Annotated in this window: 23 protein-coding genes; 6 read left to right on the top strand and 17 right to left on the bottom strand. The window is 39.9% G+C overall.

All coding sequences use genetic code 11. The features are described from left to right. Positions 1-41: 41 nt before the first annotated feature. A complete protein-coding gene (locus ACFSR6_RS09560; RefSeq protein ID WP_379078114.1) occupies positions 42-392 on the top strand; it encodes a hypothetical protein in 351 nt (116 codons plus the stop codon). 643 nt (positions 393-1035) lie between these two features. On the opposite strand, the gene ACFSR6_RS09555 is transcribed toward ACFSR6_RS09560, so the two are convergent. From ACFSR6_RS09555 to ACFSR6_RS09540, 4 genes are all read right to left on the bottom strand, one after another. Continuing rightward, the gene (locus ACFSR6_RS09555) at positions 1036-1713 is read right to left on the bottom strand and encodes an OmpA family protein (protein WP_379078112.1); all 678 of its coding nucleotides are present in this window, start codon (positions 1711-1713) and stop codon (positions 1036-1038) included. Positions 1714-1892: 179 nt separating this feature from the next. Continuing rightward, entirely contained in the window at positions 1893-2585 is a 693-nt protein-coding gene (locus ACFSR6_RS09550) for an ABC transporter ATP-binding protein (RefSeq protein WP_379078110.1), read from the bottom strand. Between the two features lie 2 nt (positions 2586-2587). Further along, a complete protein-coding gene (locus tag ACFSR6_RS09545) occupies positions 2588-4060 on the bottom strand; it encodes a DUF5687 family protein (RefSeq protein ID WP_379078108.1) in 1473 nt (490 codons plus the stop codon). A gap of 66 nt (positions 4061-4126) precedes the next feature. Then, positions 4127-5407: a replication-associated recombination protein A gene (locus ACFSR6_RS09540; protein ID WP_379078106.1), complete on the bottom strand. Its 1281-nt coding sequence runs from the start codon at positions 5405-5407 to the stop codon at positions 4127-4129. A gap of 116 nt (positions 5408-5523) precedes the next feature. On the opposite strand from ACFSR6_RS09540, the gene ACFSR6_RS09535 reads away from it, so the two are divergent. Then, on the top strand, positions 5524-5904 hold the full coding sequence (locus ACFSR6_RS09535; RefSeq protein WP_379078104.1) for a VOC family protein: 381 nt from the start codon (positions 5524-5526) through the stop codon (positions 5902-5904). Between the two features lie 82 nt (positions 5905-5986). Here the strand turns inward: ACFSR6_RS09535 and ACFSR6_RS09530 are convergent, their stop codons facing one another. Beyond that, positions 5987-7285 (bottom strand): MFS transporter, encoded by a 1299-nt coding sequence (locus ACFSR6_RS09530; RefSeq protein WP_379078102.1) that lies wholly within the window; start codon positions 7283-7285, stop codon positions 5987-5989. Between the two features lie 135 nt (positions 7286-7420). On the opposite strand from ACFSR6_RS09530, the gene ACFSR6_RS09525 reads away from it, so the two are divergent. Further along, entirely contained in the window at positions 7421-8152 is a 732-nt protein-coding gene (locus tag ACFSR6_RS09525) for a class I SAM-dependent methyltransferase (protein ID WP_379078100.1), read from the top strand. Positions 8153-8376: 224 nt separating this feature from the next. On the opposite strand, the gene hisS is transcribed toward ACFSR6_RS09525, so the two are convergent. The 5 genes from hisS to ACFSR6_RS09500 all read right to left on the bottom strand — a co-directional run bounded on the left by hisS (position 8377) and on the right by ACFSR6_RS09500 (position 12239). Further along, positions 8377-9768, bottom strand: a complete 1392-nt coding sequence (hisS, locus tag ACFSR6_RS09520; protein WP_379078098.1) for a histidine--tRNA ligase — start codon at positions 9766-9768, stop codon at positions 8377-8379. 73 nt (positions 9769-9841) lie between these two features. Further along, positions 9842-10462, bottom strand: a complete 621-nt coding sequence (locus ACFSR6_RS09515; protein WP_379078096.1) for a LytR/AlgR family response regulator transcription factor — start codon at positions 10460-10462, stop codon at positions 9842-9844. Beyond that, on the bottom strand, positions 10452-10652 hold the full coding sequence (locus ACFSR6_RS09510) for a hypothetical protein (protein ID WP_183766197.1): 201 nt from the start codon (positions 10650-10652) through the stop codon (positions 10452-10454). The genes ACFSR6_RS09515 and ACFSR6_RS09510 overlap by 11 nt, the downstream gene beginning before the upstream one ends. 262 nt (positions 10653-10914) lie before the next feature. Beyond that, positions 10915-11265, bottom strand: a complete 351-nt coding sequence (locus ACFSR6_RS09505) for a translation initiation factor (protein ID WP_379078094.1) — start codon at positions 11263-11265, stop codon at positions 10915-10917. Between the two features lie 92 nt (positions 11266-11357). Continuing rightward, positions 11358-12239 (bottom strand): diacylglycerol/lipid kinase family protein, encoded by an 882-nt coding sequence (locus tag ACFSR6_RS09500; RefSeq protein WP_379078093.1) that lies wholly within the window; start codon positions 12237-12239, stop codon positions 11358-11360. Positions 12240-12464: 225 nt separating this feature from the next. Between ACFSR6_RS09500 and metK the strand changes: the two genes are divergently transcribed. Further along, positions 12465-13715 (top strand): methionine adenosyltransferase, encoded by a 1251-nt coding sequence (metK, locus tag ACFSR6_RS09495; protein WP_379078091.1) that lies wholly within the window; start codon positions 12465-12467, stop codon positions 13713-13715. 539 nt (positions 13716-14254) lie between these two features. On the opposite strand, the gene ACFSR6_RS09490 is transcribed toward metK, so the two are convergent. The 5 genes from ACFSR6_RS09490 to ACFSR6_RS09470 form a co-directional block, all read right to left on the bottom strand. Continuing rightward, positions 14255-16366: a peptidase domain-containing ABC transporter gene (locus tag ACFSR6_RS09490; RefSeq protein ID WP_379078089.1), complete on the bottom strand. Its 2112-nt coding sequence runs from the start codon at positions 16364-16366 to the stop codon at positions 14255-14257. Positions 16367-16372: 6 nt separating this feature from the next. Continuing rightward, a complete protein-coding gene (locus ACFSR6_RS09485; RefSeq protein WP_379078087.1) occupies positions 16373-17530 on the bottom strand; it encodes an HlyD family secretion protein in 1158 nt (385 codons plus the stop codon). Positions 17531-17603: 73 nt separating this feature from the next. Further along, positions 17604-17810 (bottom strand): bacteriocin, encoded by a 207-nt coding sequence (locus ACFSR6_RS09480; protein ID WP_379078085.1) that lies wholly within the window; start codon positions 17808-17810, stop codon positions 17604-17606. Positions 17811-18118: 308 nt separating this feature from the next. Continuing rightward, complete coding sequence (locus ACFSR6_RS09475) at positions 18119-18652, bottom strand: ExbD/TolR family protein (RefSeq protein WP_379078083.1); 534 nt, start codon at positions 18650-18652, stop codon at positions 18119-18121. A gap of 190 nt (positions 18653-18842) precedes the next feature. Beyond that, positions 18843-19373: a superoxide dismutase family protein gene (locus ACFSR6_RS09470; protein ID WP_379078081.1), complete on the bottom strand. Its 531-nt coding sequence runs from the start codon at positions 19371-19373 to the stop codon at positions 18843-18845. A 118-nt stretch (positions 19374-19491) separates the two neighbouring features. On the opposite strand from ACFSR6_RS09470, the gene ACFSR6_RS09465 reads away from it, so the two are divergent. Together ACFSR6_RS09465 and ACFSR6_RS09460 are read left to right on the top strand one after the other, a co-directional pair. Next, entirely contained in the window at positions 19492-19839 is a 348-nt protein-coding gene (locus ACFSR6_RS09465) for a hypothetical protein (protein WP_183766215.1), read from the top strand. 115 nt (positions 19840-19954) lie between these two features. Continuing rightward, on the top strand, positions 19955-20806 hold the full coding sequence (locus ACFSR6_RS09460; protein ID WP_379078079.1) for an EamA family transporter: 852 nt from the start codon (positions 19955-19957) through the stop codon (positions 20804-20806). Here the strand turns inward: ACFSR6_RS09460 and ACFSR6_RS09455 are convergent, their stop codons facing one another. Together ACFSR6_RS09455 and ACFSR6_RS09450 are read right to left on the bottom strand one after the other, a co-directional pair. Continuing rightward, on the bottom strand, positions 20807-21091 hold the full coding sequence (locus tag ACFSR6_RS09455; protein WP_379078077.1) for a putative quinol monooxygenase: 285 nt from the start codon (positions 21089-21091) through the stop codon (positions 20807-20809). It abuts the gene before it with no gap. Beyond that, on the bottom strand, positions 21063-21692 hold the full coding sequence (locus tag ACFSR6_RS09450; RefSeq protein WP_379078075.1) for an NAD(P)H-dependent oxidoreductase: 630 nt from the start codon (positions 21690-21692) through the stop codon (positions 21063-21065). Before ACFSR6_RS09450 ends, ACFSR6_RS09455 begins: the two co-directional genes overlap by 29 nt. Positions 21693-21730 lie beyond the last annotated feature (38 nt).

Raw genomic sequence — 21730 nt, 5'->3', positions numbered from 1 at the left:
TTACTTAAGGCTTACACGTTTTTACACTATCTTTGCAGGATATGAAACCATCGGAGATTAATGCCAAATGGAAAATTTTACAGGAAAGGATTTCTCGGGAATTTAACTCCGAATTTCCTGATTTAAAGGTGATGCTTTTTCTCATTGGCGTTCAGGAACTGGGCAAAGGTCCAAAGAAATACAGTAAACGTCAGAAAGAAGAACTGATGCATATTGCTACCTGCCGCTTATTGAGCGAAATGGGATTCTATGAACTGGAGGGATTGGACCAGGATGGCTGGCCACATTGGAAACTGGTAAAAGCAATCCCGCCTTATACCATGCTGGAGCAGGAAATGCTGATGAAATCGCTCGTGGTGAATTACTTTGAGGATATTTATTCAGCAGATTAAACCCGGTGGTGTCAGATAGAAATATCTGACACAGCGCTACCTAGTCAGGATGGCATTATCAGGCTGCGCAGTATTCATAATAGTGCTGGATGTTCTCATCCTGCACAAACCTATTCAAAGATTTTTTAAATGTTTTGTGCAGGAAAGATGCTGATCAAGGCTAACACAAGCTTGTATATTCTTATAGTTTTTTGAAAAGCAGGTTACTGTGGTGATCGGTTCCGATAGTCCCGCCATTCGCTTTACCTCTCTGCGCTCGGTGTCCGCTGCTGTCGGGTTTAGCTAACCCGGGGCAGTAGTTCTTAGGAAGGGTTGGATTACCGCGCTGGCTTGGACAAAACTTCGTAAGTTTTTCTAGCACATCTGCAACCCTGAATAGCTGCACCAGCCTCCAAATTTAAACGGGATTGAAGCGGCATCCTCCGATCCGATTTTCCATCGGAATCGGAGATATAGCGAAAAGCCCGGCTAACATAAAAAAAAGCAAGAGACCCTGCTTTCCCAAAATAGATCCTGAAACAAATCTGGATGACGACCGTTTATGCAATTTATTGTGCTATATCAGATACCACAAAAAAGCCCCGGTGGATGTACACCGGGGCTGCATATATAATGACCTCATAGGTAGAGGGAATCTGCAATATTATCCTTGTTTTTGTGCTGTAGCTTTTAAGGCATCGTTAGCAACGATTACAATTTCAACACGACGGTTGGCTGCACGACCTGCATCAGTCTCATTATCAGCAATTGGCTCAGAAAAACCTTTACCAATGGTTACCAGTCTTGATGCCGGAACTCCTTGCGAAACTGCATACGCTTTAACAGCTGCCGCTCTTCTTTCTGAAAGGCCCATGTTATATTGTTCGGTACCACGGCTGTCGGTATGGCCAATAATTTTGATATCGGTATCAGGGTATTGGTTTAATGATGATGCTAAACTCTGAATATTGGCTTTAGCTGCATCTTTTAAAGCTGTTTTATCGAAATCGAATAAAATACCGCTATCGAATTTTACGATAATACCTTCCCCTTCACGAATAACTTCTGCGTTAGGAATAGCTTTCTGAATTTCGGCAGCCTGCCTGTCCATTCTGCGGCCGATAAAAGCCCCTGCCGTACCTCCGATAGCACCACCAATTAAGGCGCCAACTGCTGTATTACCTGCTTTTTTACCAATTAAAGCTCCAATTACACCACCGGCTGCGGCACCAATACCAGCACCTTTTTGTGTTTTAGTTAAACTATCACAACTTTGGAACGCCATAGAACCCACGGCTAATCCTATACTTAGTGTTGCTATTCTTACTTTTGAAATACTCATGATATGCTAGATTTATAATTTCCACCCGACATGTTCAAACACAATGCCAAAAACTAATGAAACTGTATTTTGGGTTCATTTTGATCAATTTTCATTAAAAACAACAAGCTTGTTTATAAAAAAAGAGTCCCGATAAATCAGGACTCCTCTCGCATATTGTATCATTCTTAGTACAAAAACTAAGCAGAGAAATAACTCTCCAGCTCTTTCAACGTATTTTCGTCGGTTTTAAAATCTTTGATTACCTGCCCTTTTTCTACCAGCACAATGCGGCTACAAACATCGGTAACGTGGTTTAAATCGTGACTGGATATAAAAGTAGTCATACTTCCCGCCTGCTCCTTTAACAGTTTCTTTAAACGGATTTGGGTAGTTGGGTCGAGGTTGGCAAAAGGTTCGTCGAGAATTAATATTTCGGGCTTTTGCATCAAGGCTGCAGCAATACCTACCTTAACCTGGTTACCCTTGCTAAAATCGCGTATATATTTACCGCTGTTCAGGATTTCGCCATTAAAAAACTCCACGTATTGGTTAAGGTATTCGGAAACATCTGCAACGCTTAAATTGTGTAAGCTACCGATAAAAATAAAATACTCTTCGGGTGTTAAATAATCGATCAGGAAACCTTCATCCAAAAAAGATGCAGTATAATTTTTCCAGTTATCGTTTTGCATTACATTTTCACCTTTCGATAAAACCTCGCCTGTAGTCGGGCGGATCAGGTCTAAAAGCATCCTAAAGAAAGTAGTTTTACCAGCACCGTTATTTCCTACCAATCCTACGGTTTCGCCGGCTGCAATCTGTAGGTCTTCGATGTTTACAACAGTTTTATCGCCGTAAACTTTTTGTAATTTCTTAACTTCTAAAATCATAATTATTCTCTAAAGCCTTCGGCTATTTTATATCGTTGTTTTTCAAGTCGTTTTGCAATATAGTTTACCCAAAAGCCCCTTAACAGTAGCATGGCTAAACCGAATATGCCTACTACAGCCAGTCCCCAGTAAGGTTTATTCAATATGCCGAAAGGCACATACATTAAAATGGGGGTAAGTGCGTAAGGGAACATTAAAAGCCATTGGGTTGCGCCGGTTCCCTGGTAGTTAAAGCTTGCAGCTTTGGTAATATCAAGGCGTTTATAATTTAAGGTGGCCAGGTAAAGCACTACAACGGTTCCAAAACCGATGTTATAAAAATAAGCGGCTAAATGCAGGAGCAACAATTTTGGGCTTAGAAAACCGTAAAAACTGGCCAATATCGTAATGATGGTACAACCAATGGTAAATAGCAAAAATTTAGCCTTGATGTAATCTTTAAAGTCGATTTTATTAGCCAATATGCCGTCGAAATGGGCACTTTGCCAGGCAAACATAAACTGGCCATAAATAATAATGGAAATACCGGTCATAAATATGGCGCCAAACATCATCTGACCGAAGGCATCGCTATTGATTGCTTTTTCCTTGTAAAAAATAAACCCATAAAAAAGGAAAAAGAAGCCCATAATAACTGCTGAACGCGGGCGCTTATGGCGAAGGATTAATTTTAGCTCTAAAGCAGCCAGTTCGCCAACTTTACCAAAGCGGTTAAGAAAAGCGTAATCGGTACTGCCTTTTTTCTCCTGTTTCTTACTCAGTTCCTCTACATACAGGTTTTTACGTAAGAAACCGGAGTTGAAATAAAATATAGCTATCGCAGCCAGGGTAAATGCAAAGGCATAATAAGGATGTGCAGCAATGGCACGGAACACAAAATCGGATCCGGCCATAATTGAAATAACTTTATAGTATTCCAATGCGGCAAAAGCCGCAATTATAACCAATCCGACAAAAGTATAAAGTGTATTGGTGATTGATTTCCGCTTGATGTACAACACAAAATAATTGTTAAAAACCATAATTGAAAATATCGAAACGATATACATAATGGTTGTAACAGCGCCTAGTGTCGGCGCAATTTTAATAAAACAGAAAGGCAGAAAAATGAAAAACGGCCAAAGGTTAAATGCCGAAAAAAGTGCTTTAACATTTAAAAACCTGATGATTTTATTCCTCGAAATCCTTAAATGCAAGTAAGGGATAATGCTTAAGGTTGGTAATTCCTGAAATTGCAATCGCATAATAAAGTCGAATGCGAAATAATAAAGAATAATACCGTTGAAACTTTTAATTACATCTTGATTTGGGAAAAAGTAGGCCAATAGGTGCGACATGCCAATACCGGCCCCGAGTGCCAAAATAAAAAAATACAATAAAAAGAAGCCCAGAACAATCTGGCCGGCAATGCTACTGCCCCTGTTCCGCGAACGCCAGAAAGATTTTCTTTGATGGCTTAAAAAAGTACTCAGCATATATAGTTTAAGTATTTGATTTTAGTTAATATCTCTATTAGTATACATTCAGCCTAAAATGTTACACTAATAGTTGTATTTGTCTTTCCAGTTCTGCCTAAGTTTTTCGCGCAATTTCTCTTCTGCGGGGTTTTTACCCGGATCGTAGAGTTTCGTACCGCTTAATTCTTCCGGAAAATACTCTTGAGGCGAAAAATTACCTTCGTAGCTATGTGAATATTGATAATCTTTTCCATAGCCGATATTTTTCATCAGTTTGGTAGGTGCATTGCGGATGTGTAAGGGCACAGGCAGATTACCGGTTTGCCTAACCAATACCTGCGCCTTGTTAATGGCCTCATAAGACGCATTGCTTTTTGGCGAACTGGCCAGGTAGGTTACACATTGCGACAGTATAATACGGGCCTCCGGATAACCGATTACATTTACAGCTGTAAAACAGTTATTGGCCAATAAAAGGGCATTTGGATTGGCGTTGCCAATATCTTCCGACGACAAAATCAGTAATCGACGGGCAATAAATAAGGGGTCTTCTCCCCCTTCTATCATCCTTGCCAGCCAATAAACCGCCGCATTGGGATCGCTGCCACGGATTGACTTAATAAAGGCCGAAATAATATCATAATGCTGTTCTCCGGCTTTATCATAAAGCGCGAGGTTCTGCTGCGCATGGGCCAGTACATTTTCGTTCGTAAGCACGATTTTGTTGCCACCTATACCATTAATGGCAATTTCGAGTACATTTAAGAGTTTCCGCGCATCGCCACCCGATAAACGGATTAAAGCCTCATGTTCTTTAATCGAAATTTTCTTCTCAGCAAGAACCGTATCTTTTTGAATCGCTGTTTGCAACAAACCCACCAATTCTTCTTCTGTGAGCGATTTTAAAATGTAAACCTGGCAACGGGATAGCAAAGCGGAAATGACCTCGAAAGATGGATTTTCTGTTGTAGCACCAATTAAAGTAACCAATCCCCTTTCTACAGCCCCCAATAAACTATCCTGTTGCGATTTACTGAAACGGTGGATCTCATCAATAAACAAAATGGGTAAACCTAAAAAGCTGTCTTTTAGTTGTGCTGCCCGGTCAATTACCTCGCGTACGTCTTTCACGCCACTATTAATGGCGCTTAAATTAAAAAATGGCCGGTCTAACGCCTGCGAAATAATGTAAGCCAAGGTCGTTTTTCCTACTCCGGGCGGACCCCAAAAAATCATAGATGGCAGCTGGCCGCTTTCAATGGCTTTGCGCAGTACTGCTCCTTCTCCTACTAAATGCTGCTGACCAACATATTCATCTAGGTTATGAGGGCGCATACGTTCGGCTAAAGGGGGCAGGTTTTGCATAATGGTAAATATATAAAAAATGATTACTTTGTTCGTTGATATCTGCTAACCAAATGTCAGGATTATAAAGTCCTTTTAAAACAAAAGGATAAATGCTTTAGTTCTAATTTATTATTATGGACATTAAAAACTTAGATCATCTTGTACTCACTGTTGCCAATCTAGAAAGTACATGCAGGTTTTACAGCCTTGCTCTGGGAATGGAAGTTATTGAATTTGGCGAAAACCGGAAGGCACTGAAATTTGGCAATCAGAAAATCAACCTGCACCAATATGGATCAGAATTTGAGCCAAAAGCATTTAAACCCATGCCCGGAACGGCCGATTTATGTTTCATCACTGATTTTCCGCTTTTAAAGGTAATGCAGGAACTGAAAGAAAAATGTATCGAGGTGGAAGAAGGACCTGTAGAACGTACGGGTGCAAATGGTAAGATTATTTCAATCTATCTCCGCGATCCGGATATGAATTTAATCGAGGTGAGTAATTATCTGTAACCAACTGTCTTTTGCAACGGAAACTGTTTCAGTATGCTTCAAAATAGCCCCAGAAATAACTTTCAGGGCGACGAGTTAAAAATCAATCCTCAATCTTCGAATGGTGCTTTGTATCTTTCATGGTAGTATACAAAATCAAGGAAATTAAAATACAGCCGGTTACATACCAGTAGAAATAATGCTCGTGACCGATATTTTTAAACCACAGCGCAAAATATTCTGCCGTTCCACCGAAAATGGCAACAGTTAATGCGTAAGGCAGCCCTACGCCCAAAGCCCTGATTTCGGCAGGAAACAGCTCAGCTTTAACCACAGCATTAATACTCGTATAGCCGCTTACAATAATCAAAGCACCTATCATCAATAAAAATATAATGGTGGTATTGGTTTCTTTAGCTAAACCAGTCAATATTGGATAAGTACATAAGGTCCCCAATACACCGAAACCAATTAACAGGGGTTTTCTGCCGATCTTATCGGATAACAGGCCAAATAAAGGTTGCATAATAGCAAAAACCAGCAGCGAAATAAATGATAATGTTGTAGAGGTTTCTTTGCTCAGGTGAACCGTATTTACCAGAAATTTCTGCATATAGGTACTAAATGTGTAAAAGGCGATGGTTCCGCCTAAGGTTAGCCCCACCACTGTAAAAACTTCTCTCGGATATTTCAACAATACGGCGATGCCGCCTTTTTTGTCTTCCTCATTTTTACTTTTAAAGGCTGCCGTTTCATCGATATGCCTGCGCAGGTACAGTGCAATAAAAGATAGAACGGCCCCGATAAAAAAGGGAATCCGCCAGCCCCAGTTGTGCAATTCGGCAGGGGTAAGCAACCAGTTCTGCAAGATCAGCTGAATACCTAAAGCCAATAACTGTCCGCCAATGAGGGTTACATATTGAAAGCTTGAATAAAATCCACGGTGTTTTTTTGTGGCCATTTCGCTGAGGTAAGTGGCCGAAGTTCCATATTCGCCGCCAGTGCTCAGGCCCTGGATCAATCGGGCAAAAACAAGCAATAAGGGGGCTGCAATTCCAATCTGTTTGTAACCTGGGGTTATGCCGATTATTAACGATCCTATGGCCATTATCAACACAGAAAGTGTCATAGAGCGTTTTCGGCCAAGTTTATCGGCAATGCTTCCAAACAGCCAGCCTCCAATGGGGCGCATTAAAAACCCCACAGCAAAAATACCTGCGGTATCCAACAGCTGGGCGGTTTGATTACTGTTGGGGAAAAAGACAGGAGAAAAATAAAGGGCAAAGGCAGAGTAAGTATACCAATCGTACCACTCAACAAGGTTGCCAACCGAGCCACCAAATATAGATTTCAGCCGGTATTCGACATCCTTAGCGCTGTGCTGTTTTAATGCTTTTTCCATATCATATAGAATAACTGAATGTTGGATACTGAATGAAACCTAACTCCTATAGCAGTTGTTTATCAAAAATATAATAATTTTATAAAGAAAGTGCGGAGATGTTTTCCATCATACAAAATCCAATCATTTATCCCTATGAAAGATAACTTTTCTACCCAATCTGCCGATTACGCCATATACCGACCAACTTACCCAAAGGAATTATACGATTACCTGTTGGCACTGGTAAAAAACAAGGAAAGGGCTTGGGATTGCGCCACGGGAAATGGACAGGTAGCCCGGATATTGGCCCAGCATTTTGATGCGGTTTACGCAACAGACATTAGCGAAAACCAACTAAAAAACGCTTTGCAATTGCCCAATATCACTTACAAAGTAGAGCCTGCAGAACAAATATCGGCGGGTAATGCCAGCTTCGACCTGATTACGGTAGCGCAGGCTATCCATTGGTTTAACTTCGAAGCCTTTTATGCAGAAGTAAAAAGAACATTAAAACCAGGTGGGCTTTTTGCTGCTATTGGTTATGGGCTTATGTATATTGATAAAAAAGTGAACAAGGTTATTTATAAGCTTTATGAAGACATACTGGGCAAATACTGGGACAACGAACGCCACTACATCGAAGAAGGATATAAAACCATCCCATTTCCTTTTGAAGAAATTATTGCCCCACATTTCCAGATTAAAACTACCTGGCATTTTAACCAATTAATTGGCTATTTGAACACCTGGTCTTCATTGCAGCATTACAAAAAAGCCAATGAACGTAATCCGCTCGAATATATATTTACAGAGCTAAAGGAAGCCTGGGGTGATGATGCGGAGAAAGACGTCCATTTCCCTATTTTATTGCGAGTTGGACGATAGGTTTAACCACAAAGAAAAGAAGAAATCTCATCTAGTTTCGTCATCCTGAACTCGTTTCAGGATCTACTTAGCTAAAGCCAGGCTATCCTTTTGAATCGTTTCTTCAGGATGATGTTTAACCACACAGGCAGAAGAGAAAAGGCACAGAGCACACTAAGTAAGACCTGTAATTTGGTCTCTGTTTGCTCTGTGAAAGCTCAGCGAGCGCTGTGGTTAATTAAGCCTTATTTCAACAACTCCAGTATAGCTAAAACTGTTAATTTTTTCTGCTCGCCGCTTTGCATATCTTTTAGTGTAAGTTCTCCGTTGGCAATTTCGTCACCACCGATTAATATTACATAAGGAATATTCTTGGCATCTGCATAGGCCATTTGTTTTTTCAGTTTCGCCGAACTTGGATATAACTCTGTAGATATACCTGCATTTCTAAACTGCTGCACAATCGGCAAGGCGTATTTTTCGGCTTCTGCATCAAAATTACTGATCAACACCTTAGTTCCAACCTCTGCTGAGGCTGGGAAAAGGTTTAGTTCTTCCAGTACATCGTAAATGCGATCTGCACCAAAAGAAACACCCACTCCGGTTAAGCCTTTTAAGCCAAACATACCAGTTAAATCATCATAACGGCCACCGCCGCCAATGCTGCCCATGGCTACTTCGTTGGTTTTAACTTCGAAAATGCAGCCGGTATAATAATTTAATCCACGGGCTAACGTAATATCCAGCTCTAATTTGGCTGTTAAAGGTAAACCATAGGCAATCAGGCTTTCTACATAGTCAAAAACCTGTTCTATTTCTGCTATCCCTTTTAAGCCAGTTTCAGATTGCGCTAAAACTTCTTTTAAACTGGCCAGCTTTTCTTCGTTAGTTCCTTCGAGTAAAATTACCGGACGGAGTTTTTCCAGATCAGCTTCGGTAAAACCTCGTTCCAGAAGTTCTTTGCTTACTCCATCCAAACCAATTTTATCCAGTTTATCGATGGCAACCGTCATATCAATAATTAAATCAGGTTTACCGATAATTTCAGCAATACCAGACAAAATTTTCCGGTTATTAATTTTGATGCTGAAATCTTTCAATCCTAATTTGCTTAAGGCTTCATTGTAAATTAAAATAAATTCGGCTTCATTCAATAAACTTTCTGAGCCTACCACATCTACATCGCACTGATAAAACTCACGATACCTGCCTTTCTGCGGACGATCGGCGCGCCAAACCGGCTGCACCTGAAAACGTTTAAAGGGCAAAGTAATATCGTTTTGATGCATTACTACATAACGGGCAAAAGGCACGGTTAAATCGTAACGGAGTGCTTTTTCAGAAATTAAAGGGATTAGTTTGTTGCTATTATCTTCTTCAGCAAAATCAAACGATTTCTTTTTTGGATCTTTAAGAAATTCGCCGCTGTTTAAAATTTTAAAAATCAGTTTGTCGCCTTCATCGCCATATTTTCCGGTTAGGGTAGAAAGATTTTCAAAACTTGGTGTCTGGATTTCGGCGTAACCATATTTCCTGAAAACCGTTTTAATGGTATCGTAAATAAAGTTGCGCTTTACCATTTCAACCGGAGAAAAATCGCGGGTACCTTTTGCTAATGAGGGTTTAATAACTGACATAGCCGCAAAAGTACAAAAATGTAAGATAATGTTTAAACCTCGCAGGTTTTTGAAACCTGCGAGGTTTAAAATGTCATTTCCCCAACACCTCTTTCACCAATTCCCGATTTGTTTTAGATACCGGGATTTTATCGCCATTTTCCATTAAAAGCGTCCCACCATCTTCCTTAAGCCAGCTTTTTACAAACCGGGGATTAATTAAATGGCTCTGGTGGGTGCGGATAAAACCATGTGGTTTAAGCAGATCTGAATATTCTTTTAACGATTTTGAAATGAGCATTTTATCACCTCCGCTAAAAAAGAAGTTGGTATAATTGTTATCCGCCTCACATCTTACAATTTCATCAGTATTAACATACCTGATTTCGTTCTGTTGAGGCAGGGCAATCCTGCCATTTACCTTAATGGGCTCTTTCTTATCCGCCCCTCCATCCACCAGTGGATTTTGATATGCTATGGGAGGTGCAAAATTTATGGCAACGGTATTTGGCGCTAAATTCGGAGATGTATTTCTACTTTTTTTGATTAAATAGTAAATCAGCATAAAAATGCCACCAAAAAAGCCAAAAAAGAGCAGACCTGCCACTAAAAGCATAATGATTTCTGGAGTTCCCATATTTAAAAATTCAGCATGGGCAATCTGAACCCCATAACCGAGGATAAAAACTAATCCGAAGATTATCTTATTTTTCATTTTTAGCAGGCCTAATGCGTTTAATTAAGTATAAACATAAAAAAATAATCCCTATAACAAAGGCCAAAGCAAAAAAGCCTGTTATCAGAAGCAGAATTATCTCTGCCGCACCAAGATTCAAAAATTCTGCATGAGCAACCTGCAAACCAAAAGAAATAACAAAAAATAATAAGAAGAATAACCGTTTCATATTGATTGATTTAAATGTTTAACGAAAGTAGTTTCGCTACATACATTTAAAAACCAATATTGAGGATTGAGTAGGTTTTGATGAGGATTAAACGCTGTGATTTTAGTATTTTGCGAGATCAGATATTGCTTAGGAGAAACGGCAACTGCCCTGACTTTTGGGGAAGCAATCATCTATACCTGTGATGTAATAAAAAAGATCCACCAACTACGCTCGGGATAACACCTCTTTTAAATTTAACTATAAATTAATCTCATTAATGCTAGCCTCCGGCCTTTTTCACTTTATAGCCGTCTTTTTGTAAGATGCCCATCACCTTATCCCGAACATCACCCTGGATCATGATTTCGCCATCTTTAACCGAGCCACCAACCCCACATTTCGTTTTGAGCATTTTGCCCAGTACCTCTAAATCTTCCGAACGGCCTCTAAAACCTGTAATTAAGGTCACTGCTTTACCCCCACGGTTCTTTTTATCGAGCATTACCCTTAAATCCTGCTGACTGTTTGGTAAGGTAATGGTATCATCAACTTCTTCTTCGTATTCGAAATCGGGATTGGTAGAATACATAATTCCGCCAAGATCGCTTAAACTATTTTTCTTTTGTTTCATTTTTTATAAAAAGTTCATTCGTTCACTGGCCATTGGTAAATGGCTGATGGTTTAATGGCCTATAGTTGGATTTCTCTAAACTCTAAACTAAGCTACGGCACGATCACTTTTAACGACAGTGGATTCACTATTGCTTCAATCTCAGTTCCCATCTGCAAAGGTTCACCATCTACGTGCACCGCTCCTGCCATTTCTCTTGTAATTCTGATATTTTTCCCTTTGATGATTTCGATCATATCGGAATTTTCTGCCTTAGCCCTCAACATTACATAACCCAAAACCGGCAATTTTATTATCGGGAAAGGCTTAATGATGCAAACATCCAGCAATCCGTCCTTTACCGAAGCATTTGGCGCGATATAAACATCGTTTCCGTACTGCGATGAATTGGCAATGCTGATAGCAAAGGCTTTGCGGGTATAAGCAGTGCCATCTATATTTAACTGATAAGTTTGCGGTTTATAATTAAAAACCTCTTTAAAGCCCAATTTTACATAGCCTGATAATCCGCGCTTTTTATCTTTTGAAAAAACAGAACTCAGGTGGGCATCAAATCCCATACCTGCCAGATTAAAAAAACATTTATGGTTAAACTGAGCGGTATCTACACAATCGGTTTTAAAATTATTGATCAGGCCCAAAGCATATTTTAAATTTTTAGGGATTTTGAGGAACCTGGCCAATCCATTACCCGAACCTAAGGGTAAAATGCCTAGTACTTTATCGTGTTTAAGCACTTTGGTGGCTACTTCGTTAATCGTTCCATCACCTCCGGCAGCCACAATTACATCAAAATTTTTGCTGGCTGCTTCGTCGGCCAGCTCACCGGCATGCCCTACATATTCGCTGAATACAAAGTTTGCATTAAACTTTTCCTTGTCCAGGTATCGATCTATAAAATCGGGGATACGCAGCTTTCCTCTCCCACCCGAAATGGGATTGATGATAAAGAGGATATTGATCTTTGTGTGCAAAGTGTAAGATTGAGTGCACAAAATAATCTATAATTTTTGAAATAAAGAAAATATGCTAATTTTGCGGCAGTAAAAAAAGTGGATTGATTTGCTATCCCGATACCCCGGGACCGGATTGCAACCACTTAAAAAAATTGCTAATGCCTCCTTTCAATCATTTAACCACCTGTTTTCAAGGGGTTTGGCAATTATAAATTTGTTTATTTATCATTAATTATTTAATAAATGTCATATTTATTTACATCAGAATCTGTTTCTGAAGGTCACCCAGATAAAATCGCCGATCAAATTTCGGATGCTTTAATTGATAACTTTTTAGCTTTCGATCCGGAATCAAAAGTAGCTTGCGAAACTTTGGTTACTACGGGTCAGGTTATTTTGGCAGGTGAGGTAAAATCTAAAACCTATTTAGATGTACAACAGATTGCCCGCGATGTAATCAAGAAAATCGGTTATACTAAAAGCGAATACATGTTTGAGGCCAACTCTTGCGGTATTTTATCGGCCATACATGAGCAGTCGCAAGACATTAACCAGGGGGTAGATAGAAGCAGCAAAGAAGAACAAGGCGCAGGCGACCAGGGAATGATGTTTGGCTATGCAACCAACGAAACTGAAGATTACATGCCATTGGCATTAAACCTATCTCATAAGTTATTACAGGAACTTGCCGCTTTACGCCGCGAAAATAAAGAAATTACTTATTTACGCCCGGACGCAAAAAGCCAGGTTACTTTAGAGTATGATGATAACAACAAACCCATTCGCATCGATGCTATTGTAATTTCTACACAGCATGATGATTTTGATGAAGAAGCAGCCATGTTATCGAAAATCAAAACAGACCTGGTTAACATCCTCATTCCAAGAATCATCAAAAATAACCCGGCTTACGCACATTTATTTAACGATAAAATTGAATACCACATTAATCCGACCGGTAAATTTGTAATTGGGGGTCCGCATGGCGATACAGGTTTAACAGGTAGAAAAATCATCGTTGACACGTACGGTGGTAAAGGCGCTCATGGTGGCGGAGCTTTTTCGGGTAAAGATCCAAGTAAAGTAGATAGAAGTGCGGCTTATGCTACACGTCATATCGCTAAAAACCTGGTGGCGGCAGGCATTGCTGACGAAATTTTGGTTCAGGTATCTTATGCTATCGGTGTTGCAAAACCAATGGGTATTTACATCAACACTTATGGAACAGGTAAAGTAGGTAAAACCGATGGCGAGATCGCTAAAATTGTAGAATCAATTTTCGATATGCGCCCTTACTTTATTGAGCAACGTTTAAAGTTAAGAAACCCGATTTATAGCGAAACTGCAGCTTATGGACACATGGGCCGCACACCAGAAACCGTTACCAAAACTTTCAAAACACCAAACGGCGAGGAAAAAACGGTTACGGTTGACTTGTTTACCTGGGAGAAATTAGATTACGTAGATCAGGTTAAAGCTGCTTTCGGCATTTAATCTATCAGGATAAATTTAAGAAAGGCGTTTTGCAGCAATGCAGAACGCCTTTTTTGTTGTGCCCAGCGCAAAACTTACGAAACTTGCCTGGGGCCAATGGCAGGGGCTGACTTCGTAAATTATCAAAACATTTTTTTGGAAAGCAAGGTCCTGTACCCAGTCGGTTCCGAAAGTCCTGCCATCCGCTTTACCTCCCGGCGTTCGGTGTTCGCTCCTGCCAGGTTTAGTTAACCTGGGTAGGTGGCTTCTTAGGCCGAAGAAATCTCCTTAAGAGTAAATACTTTGCAACTTTGCAGTTTTCCGATAATAGGAGTACAGACCTGATGTATTTAAACCTGATTGACGCGAAAATCTTTTTTGTCGCACTGAGCGCAGTCGAAGTGAAAGGCAAAAAAGATTGTAGCAAAAAGCAGGACGAAACCTTAAAAAGAGCCGCTGCAATTGCTTTCCTAAAAACGATATAAAATATTTTCCCTACGCGAAACTTACGAAGCCGGCAAGGGCCAAGGGCTATGGCAGACTTCGTAAGTTATCCTACCTTAAGCCAAATGATATTTGAGCTCCTGGTGGCTGCCCTGTTCTACAACCACCCCCTTATCCAATACAATAATTTTATCGGCATTATTCAGCGTGCTCGACCGGTGGGTAATTACAATTACGGTTTTATGTTCTTCTTTTAACAGCGCGATCATCCGTTGTACATGCTGTTCCGAAACCGAATCAAGCGAAGAAGTGGCCTCATCTAAAATCAGGATTTCAGGATCGCGGTATAAAGCCCTTGCTATGGCAATACGCTGCCTTTGTCCGCCTGATAGAGATGTTCCGTTTTCGCCCAAGTAAGTCTGAAAGCCTTTGGGCAGAGCCTCAATAAAACTGATTAAACCCAGTTTAGTGGCAATATCAATGATCCGTTGCATATCGGGTTCTTCTTCGCCAATGGCAATATTCTCGATTACATTGCCTGCAAACAAATCAATCTGTTGAGGTACTACCGATACCATTTTACGGAGCGAGGAATTGGTAATGTATTTTAGATCATATTTACCAATACGTACATTACCGGCTTGTATCGGATAAATATTTTGCAGGATCGACATTAATGTCGATTTTCCGGAGCCGCTTTCGCCCACAATGGCCGTAAACTTACCCTGAGGGATGGTTAAGTTCAGGTTTTCGAAAACGGGTAATCTGGCACCATAACGGAAAGAAACATTTTCAAAATGGATATCGCCAATTTTATCGATAGTCAATTCAATTTGATTTTCACTTCTTTCGCGCTCCAGGTCCATAATTTCGAATAAACGGTCGGCAGCTATTACTGCATCCTGTACGGTTTTATTCATCCCGATCAGGGAAGAAACCGGTCCTGTAAAATAACCGATCAAAGTATAAAATGACAACAACTCTCCCGGAGTAATCGAATTACCTAATACATAACCTGCACCAACCCATAGCAAAACAATGGTAATCATCCGCGAAACAAATTCGGTAGATGTACCTGATACCACCGCATTAACATTCGATTTAAAACCGGTTTGAAGTAATTTGATAAACCGGGTTTCGGTTTTTTCGTTGGCATGATCTTCCAGTCCGAAACGTTTAATGGTCCCCACAGCATTTAAACTTTCTACCAATTGCGATTCGAGCTCAGCAGCATCCTCCATCAGCCTGCGTTGCGTGCGTTTATTGAACCGATCGGTGATCATATAAATCACAAAGTATAATGGAATAACGGTAAGGGTAATGAGTGCCAGTTTCCAGTAATAGGTAAACATCATGATAAACGAAAAGAAGACGATAAAAATGTTCACCACAAAATTTACGCATACATCGTTTAAAAAAGTCCTGATTTTTACCGCATCGTTTATTCTCGAAATAATTTCACCTACCCGCATGGTATCAAAAAACTGTTGCGGCAAACGGAGCAGATGCTTATAATACCCTAAAATGAGTTGCGAATCAATTAGTTGCCCGGTTTTTAAGGTAAAAACTGTTTTGGCCGAGCCGATAAATAGCTGTACCAGCAAAATTACCATCATGGCAATGCTCATCAGGTTAAGCAGGTTATGATTGCCATCAACCAGCACAAAATCGACCAGTTTCTGAACAAAAATAGAGGTGGATAAACCCAATACAGTATAAACAATAGCACCAAATAAAACTTGTGTCAGAATGCCTTTATGCGGTTTAATCAAATTCCAGAATCTACCTTGGATTGATTTTTTTTCATTGCCGATCTGGAAGTCTTCAGATGGCAATAACAAGACTAAAGCACCAGTCCATTCCTTTTTAAATTCATCGTGTGTTTTACGGTGCACTTTCCCATCTATAGGGTCCATCACCTCTATAAACCTATTGCTTACCTTATAAATTACTACATAATGCTGAAGGATATCATTAACAATGATATGTGCTATAGCAGGAGTAGGTATTTTAAATAAACTATCAAAAGGCGCCTTTACCCCTTTCGCTTCAAATCCTAGTTTTTGAGCTGCTTCTACCAGCCCTAAAACGGTTGTACCTTTTTTATCCGTTCCGGCAAGTTGCCTAATCCGGGCAACAGCCAGATCCAATTTATAATGAGCAGCTATAGAAGCCAGGCAAGCCGCTCCGCAATCTGTTATATCCCGTTGTTTAACCTTCGTACTCATTACCTTTTATGTTTTTTGGATTAAGTTTGGATTAACCCAATCATCTACCTTATCGTAAAGCAACTGGTATAAACTCCGGTTGGTTACTTTAAAACGGGCCGTAAAATTCATTCCTTTTTTTAGGTAGCCTTTATAACCGTTTTTTAGCATCAGGAAATTTTTATCCATTAAGCACTTTACCTTAAAGGCAGGTTGGTTATTATTTATTATAACGATATCGTCGGATATATCGATTACTTTACCCACAGCCAAACCCCATTGGTTGTAGTTGTAGGCATTGATCTGAAAATGCACTTCCTGTCCTTTTCTGATGAGGCCAATATCAGCCGGGTTGATATAACAGTATGCAGCCAAACCTGCATCAGGCGAAACTTCTCCTACTTTTTGATTGGCAAATACATAAGCCCCGTGCTGCAAACCCACAAGATTTTGCACTGAACCATCAATCGGGGCGCGTAATACGTACTGCTTTTTTTGTTCGTTCAGTTCGGCCTGTTGACTTGAAAGCTGGCGCAGTTCATTACGGAAACCACTGGCCTCTGTTTGCCATTGGCTTTTATATTTGGTACGTACCATTAAATAAGCCGATTCAGCCTGTTCCAGTTCGTATCTGTACTTTTCATATTCTGATTGCGTAAGCACTTTATTTTGATAAAGTTTATTGTAGCGCGCAAATGTGCTGGCTGCCTGCCTTTTTGTGATTCCGGCATTTTTTAACTCCTGCACATACTGTTGCCACGAAGCGGCGTACTGACCGGTTTGTAAATTGGAACCGCCATTAAACGACAAGAGGGCATTAATATCATGCAAAAATTGGGTAATCTGGTTTTTACGGGTCTCCACCAGGGCATCTTGCTGTTTAGGCAGACCTGCATCGATGGCCAGAAGCGTATCGCCTTGTTTAAGCCTTTTATTATCTGAAAGCCTATATTCAATCAGACGGCCATTAACCGGCACAATCAATTCTGTTTTTTCGATAGTTGATTGCAAAATGCCCGTACCATTTATACTAATGGGGATTTTAATAAAGGGAAGAGCAATTAAAACCGTTAAAATTACGACTACTGTAACGATGTATATTAACTGGTTTGATTTGCTGATTCGAGAGCGGTAAACAAGAGCGCTATTCGAAATTCTTTCGGTAGAGTAAGTAGTTAGCGCCATAGAGAGATAGATATAAAAGCAATAAAAGCACCTACTGCCCTGCAAACCAGAACAGTAGATGCGATAAATTTAATTATAGACTCCAAATAAGTTTCAAAACATTGGTTACTGTTTTGCTTAAGAATACTGAAGTATCTGCACCAACTGCATTTAAAGTTCCTGCAAGAGAAGTTAAAAGTTCGTTTAATGTATTGTTGATAATACCACCACCTTCAACTTGAGACATTTCAGTTGTGTTCATTTCTTTAACACCAAGATTTTTTAATTCTAAACTTTTCATACTAGATTTTTTTTGAGTTTTAAGACCCCTACTCTTTTGAAGGCTTTTCGGGACTGCGCCTGATGCTTGGCCAAACACTTCGACGAATGTAATCATATTAGCTATACAGATGTAGTATTAAACATCTAACGCTAGCATAACAATTCCATAATAAACTCAAAAAACACCTCTAAAGCAGCTAAAAACAAGGTATTTAACAGGAGCATAGTGTATAATTTACGCTATTCAATTTATTCATTAGCATTAAACCGCGTGGTATTCTTTTTATTCGCTCATTTACCGTTCTTAATACTCAAAAATGAGTAGTATTAAAGCTGGTTGTTTTTCATAAATGTTAACTCTTTTTCAGCGAAATGATCATCATCTATGCTATAAGATTTAATGGCTGCGATTTTCATTTCATCAACAACATCAACAAAATTCTGAAACCTGGCGGTTTTACCCGGTTTGATAATCACGATCATGTATTTATCAGGTTTATCTCGGTGTGTTGCTGCCACCAATAACTTATTTGCCCTAATTTCTTTTTGAAGATCGGCTACAGCAATAACTTTCATATTCGCTTTTTCGATAGTCCCCATGTACGAAACGGCTTTATTATCTTTCCCCAGTACGATGGTCATGGTACGCGATTCGGGAAAAGGGTCAAAATCACTTACGTCTTCTTTAACAGGTTTAGCAATATCGGCTGCATTTAAAGTGCTCAAGGAAGTCGTGAGCATAAAAAATGCAGTTAATAAAAACATCAGATCTACCATTGCAGTAAGATCTACCCTCGGGGTTGCTTTTCTGGTTTTTCCTTTTACGGCCTTGCCGCTTTGAGATTCGTTTAGAGTTGCCATAATAATTTAGGTTTTTAATGATGATGACAACCCATATCAAATTGCATAAAAAAAGCGGTTAAAAATTTAACCGCCTTTTTCCATTCTGATGTCACACTGAGCTTGTCGAAGTGCATTAATCATTTCAAAATAAAGAGTCTTCGACAGGCTCAGACTGACACGCAAAGCATGCAAATTAATTGTAAGTTCTCTACTTCACCGCCTCAATTACACCGCAGCCCACCCTTGGCCCCGAATTTCCGGTTGGTTGTGTGGTATAATCATCCGTGCCACCATGTACAATAATACCCCTGCCGATAATATTTTTAACATCGCCATCTTTAACGCTCCACCTATCGGTAGTAACCGAAAGTGTAGCATGGCCTTTGCCATCCAGCTTTATATTGCCAATATCGCCACTGTGGTAAGCGGCCGATCCCCATTTGCCATGTGCTTCTTTAGTTGGGTTCCAGTGGCCATGGGTATTTTCACCCATATTGCCGCAATCGCCATGTTCGTGAAAATGAACAGCCACATTGCTATCTGCCCGTGCCGCAAAATTCATCTCAATATCCATTCTGATTTTCCCATCGCTCAGTTCGTAGAATTTAGCCGTTCCAATGGTTTTGGTATTATCGGCGGTTTCAGTTAAAGTTGCCCGGGCAATTTCTTTATTGGTTTTGGTACAGGCGCTTACAAATGCTATCGTTGCAATAGCCAGGCCTAAAAAAATATTTTTCATATCAATAAAATTTAGTTTTATATAAAACAGATTGACAATCATTTAGTTTGCTTAAAACCACCTGTTGGCAAAACCATTTCAAGCACCACTTGTTTAATCAGTATAAAATCGTAAAACTATGGAACAGCCAACTGCAATGAACACTTTGAGTCAAATTTTGGAGAAATTAAGGCTGAAAGGAAAAGATAACGAACTAAAAATATCCGACCACGGTAAGATGCAGAGTAAATCGCTTGGAAAAATTTATAAACCCGAAGATTTAACCATTGTTAAAACCTATCGCTTTGAGGGGGATTCAGATCCTGCAGATAATTCTGTATTATATCTTCTGGAAGATCAGGATAAAAACATCGGATACATATTGGACGCCTATGGTACCTATTCTGATAACGATGGTCCATCGTTTGATGATTTTTTGAAAAAGATCCCTACCGAACACCGTGACGAACAGGAATTATTTAGTTAAACGGAGAATTAAAGACTTTAAATGGAGAATTGGTGTAATCTGATTCTCCATTTTTTATTTAAAAAAATTTACCCGGCCACAATTTCTTAATTTTGCATTCCTTTAGCATATCCCGATGAAAAGCAAAATTAATATTCCACCCATCCCGGCTGTCTTATTATCGATAATCAGTGTGGAATGCGGTGCGGCCATAGCAAAAGCGCTTTTTCCACAAATCGGGGCAGCAGCTACTGCATCCTTGCGTATCGGCTTATCAGCTGTAATCTTACTGATCGCTTTCCGTCCAAACCCGTTTAAATTAACGGCCAAACAGTGGAAATATACTATATTCTACGGGGTTTGTTTAGGGGTAATGAATATGATTTTTTATATGGCCATTGCCAGAATCCCGATCGGTTTGGGGGTAACACTCGAATTTGTTGGACCTTTGGTTTTAGCCATCTTCGGCTCAAAAAAAGCGATAGATTTTATCTGGGTAATACTGGCTGCTACAGGCATTATACTCATCACCCCATGGACGGGTACGGGATTAAATTTAGTTGGCGTATTACTGGCCTTACTGGCCGGCGTTTTTTGGGCGGGTTATATTATCCTGGGCGGCAGGATTTCGAAAATCATGAAAGGAGGCGAGGCCGTTGCCATTGGGATGATATTTGCCACGTTGGTCATCCTTCCATTTGGCATTATGGGCGGTGGTTTAAGCAATTTAACCCCCCGATTACTGGGCCAGGGAGCAGCACTTGCATTATTATCAAGCGCTATTCCCTTTACCCTGGAAATGAGGGCTCTTAAGCAGCTCCCTGCCCGGACTTTCAGTATTTTAATGAGCCTGGAACCTGCTATGGCTTCGTTGGCAGCACTCGTATTTTTACAGGAATACCTCACATTGAAAGAGTGTTTTGCTGTGGCTTTTATGGTAATTGCTTCAGCAGGTTCTTCCTTAACGGCCAGGCGTGCAAAACTGTAATCAGGCCAGTTTTTCTGTTTTATAGATTATAATATCTTCTGTCAACTTATCAGCCTGTGCCACAAAGGCTAAAATATAAGGCTGCTTATTGTGCAGATCCAAACCTACCTGATCTTTCCATTCCTCCTGAAAAATGAAAGTATGATCGCCTGCTGATTCATGCAGGTCGTACTGAATGCAAGCTTCTTCCTTTCGCGAATTTGCAACCATATCCAGCAGCATGGTTCTTAATGCCGCCGTGGTGTCATGTTTGCTTTTAACTATTGCCGTTAAATAAATGCTCATATATTTCTGTATTTAAAAAATTTTGGGTTAAATGTTCCCGGTACAATTTAAGTGCACTCCTAATATCTGCATTCTTTTCTACATCATGAAAATGGATACCCTCTATTTGTTCCATTCCGGTAAAGGCATTCATTCTGTGGAAACCGAATAATACGCCGTCATCCACACTGGTTTCCATAAAAAATTCTCCGGGTAACGTAAATGCTTCTTTTGGGGCATTCCAAGATGATGTGACCATATATTTCCGTCCGTGCAACATACCACCTGTACCATAATTCCGGGTTGGATTATCAGCCTTACGCCCATCACTAATGTAAATTCCTTTTTTATGACCTTCTGTAAATACCAAATCTATATATTTTTTAAATGCATGTGGCAACTGGAACCACCATATCGGGGTATGGTAAATGACAACATCTGCCCAAACATATTTTTCCACTTCTTCCTTTGGGTCATAATCGTGGTTAATATTGGTTGTTTTTACCTCAAATTCTTGCAATGAAGAGAAAAAATCGACAGTAGCATCGGCTATTGTTTCGTTAAACCTGCCACCAGAATGGCCAAATTTTTGTCCTCCGTTAATAATGAATATTTTTTTCATTTCGTTTTTCTATTTGATAACCCAAAATTACAGCGCTC

It is taken from the genome of Pedobacter vanadiisoli (genome assembly GCF_042684385.1).
Lineage (GTDB): Bacteria > Bacteroidota > Bacteroidia > Sphingobacteriales > Sphingobacteriaceae > Pedobacter > Pedobacter vanadiisoli.
This window is presented reverse-complemented; position numbering and strand designations above follow the sequence as displayed.

What these genes read in the sequence shown, in the direction of transcription:
- ACFSR6_RS09540 (WP_379078106.1), bottom strand. Translation starts at nt 5,407, where the DNA reads ATGCAAAACCTGCCCCCTTTAGCCGAACGTATGCGCCCTCATAACCTA.
- ACFSR6_RS09560 (WP_379078114.1), top strand. Translation starts at nt 42, where the DNA reads ATGAAACCATCGGAGATTAATGCCAAATGGAAAATTTTACAGGAAAGG.
- ACFSR6_RS09485 (WP_379078087.1), bottom strand. Translation starts at nt 17,530, where the DNA reads ATGGCGCTAACTACTTACTCTACCGAAAGAATTTCGAATAGCGCTCTT.
- ACFSR6_RS09515 (WP_379078096.1), bottom strand. Translation starts at nt 10,462, where the DNA reads ATGAAAAATAAGATAATCTTCGGATTAGTTTTTATCCTCGGTTATGGG.
- ACFSR6_RS09460 (WP_379078079.1), top strand. Translation starts at nt 19,955, where the DNA reads ATGAAAAGCAAAATTAATATTCCACCCATCCCGGCTGTCTTATTATCG.
- hisS (WP_379078098.1), bottom strand. Translation starts at nt 9,768, where the DNA reads ATGTCAGTTATTAAACCCTCATTAGCAAAAGGTACCCGCGATTTTTCT.
- ACFSR6_RS09455 (WP_379078077.1), bottom strand. Translation starts at nt 21,091, where the DNA reads ATGAGCATTTATTTAACGGCAATAGTTAAAAGCAAACATGACACCACG.
- ACFSR6_RS09465 (WP_183766215.1), top strand. Translation starts at nt 19,492, where the DNA reads ATGGAACAGCCAACTGCAATGAACACTTTGAGTCAAATTTTGGAGAAA.
- metK (WP_379078091.1), top strand. Translation starts at nt 12,465, where the DNA reads ATGTCATATTTATTTACATCAGAATCTGTTTCTGAAGGTCACCCAGAT.
- ACFSR6_RS09535 (WP_379078104.1), top strand. Translation starts at nt 5,524, where the DNA reads ATGGACATTAAAAACTTAGATCATCTTGTACTCACTGTTGCCAATCTA.
- ACFSR6_RS09475 (WP_379078083.1), bottom strand. Translation starts at nt 18,652, where the DNA reads ATGGCAACTCTAAACGAATCTCAAAGCGGCAAGGCCGTAAAAGGAAAA.
- ACFSR6_RS09450 (WP_379078075.1), bottom strand. Translation starts at nt 21,692, where the DNA reads ATGAAAAAAATATTCATTATTAACGGAGGACAAAAATTTGGCCATTCT.
- ACFSR6_RS09510 (WP_183766197.1), bottom strand. Translation starts at nt 10,652, where the DNA reads ATGAAACGGTTATTCTTCTTATTATTTTTTGTTATTTCTTTTGGTTTG.
- ACFSR6_RS09530 (WP_379078102.1), bottom strand. Translation starts at nt 7,285, where the DNA reads ATGGAAAAAGCATTAAAACAGCACAGCGCTAAGGATGTCGAATACCGG.
- ACFSR6_RS09545 (WP_379078108.1), bottom strand. Translation starts at nt 4,060, where the DNA reads ATGCTGAGTACTTTTTTAAGCCATCAAAGAAAATCTTTCTGGCGTTCG.
- ACFSR6_RS09470 (WP_379078081.1), bottom strand. Translation starts at nt 19,373, where the DNA reads ATGAAAAATATTTTTTTAGGCCTGGCTATTGCAACGATAGCATTTGTA.
- ACFSR6_RS09525 (WP_379078100.1), top strand. Translation starts at nt 7,421, where the DNA reads ATGAAAGATAACTTTTCTACCCAATCTGCCGATTACGCCATATACCGA.
- ACFSR6_RS09480 (WP_379078085.1), bottom strand. Translation starts at nt 17,810, where the DNA reads ATGAAAAGTTTAGAATTAAAAAATCTTGGTGTTAAAGAAATGAACACA.
- ACFSR6_RS09505 (WP_379078094.1), bottom strand. Translation starts at nt 11,265, where the DNA reads ATGAAACAAAAGAAAAATAGTTTAAGCGATCTTGGCGGAATTATGTAT.
- ACFSR6_RS09555 (WP_379078112.1), bottom strand. Translation starts at nt 1,713, where the DNA reads ATGAGTATTTCAAAAGTAAGAATAGCAACACTAAGTATAGGATTAGCC.
- ACFSR6_RS09550 (WP_379078110.1), bottom strand. Translation starts at nt 2,585, where the DNA reads ATGATTTTAGAAGTTAAGAAATTACAAAAAGTTTACGGCGATAAAACT.
- ACFSR6_RS09490 (WP_379078089.1), bottom strand. Translation starts at nt 16,366, where the DNA reads ATGAGTACGAAGGTTAAACAACGGGATATAACAGATTGCGGAGCGGCT.